Below are 384 nucleotides of genomic sequence, written 5' to 3'. Positions count from 1 at the left end.
GGCGCCTTGATGGCCCATACCTGGAGGCTGATCGCCTTCTCGTCGGGAGAGGAGAAGGCCACGGCGAGTCCCACGGTCAGCAGCGCGACCACCAGCAGGGAGATTACGAACTCCTTGACCAGGTCGTACGGCTTGGTAGGGAAGGCGTGTGAGTCCGGGGTCACCTGGCGACCACGCCGGCGGGGTGTCGATTCAGCAGTCATGATTGCGCTCCTCGGCTTCGATCGGCGGAACGACCCCGTGACGCCTCACCAGGATGATGTGGACGAGCACGAGGACTCCGAGTGCCCCGGGGAGCAGCACGACATGCCAGAGCAGCATCTGTGCGGGGTTCAGGACGTTGAAGAACGCCCCCACACCGACAGCGTTGAGGCCGTCCTTGGC

General features: G+C 64.8%; 1 protein-coding gene and 1 pseudogene. Both read right to left on the bottom strand.

Features of this window, described 5'->3' with window-relative positions; all coding sequences use genetic code 11:
- A pseudogene (locus BN358_RS25545) lies at nucleotides 1-203 on the bottom strand (hypothetical protein); the annotation flags it as partial.
- Nucleotides 193-384, bottom strand: a 192-nt coding sequence (locus BN358_RS12085; RefSeq protein WP_040583141.1) for a cytochrome b N-terminal domain-containing protein, incomplete at its 5' end; no start/stop codon positions are given. The pseudogene BN358_RS25545 and the gene BN358_RS12085, both read right to left, overlap by 11 nt.

The organism is Sedimentibacter sp. B4 (genome assembly GCF_000309315.1).
Taxonomy (GTDB): Bacteria; Bacillota; Clostridia; order Tissierellales; family Sedimentibacteraceae; genus Sedimentibacter; species Sedimentibacter saalensis.
This window is presented reverse-complemented; position numbering and strand designations above follow the sequence as displayed.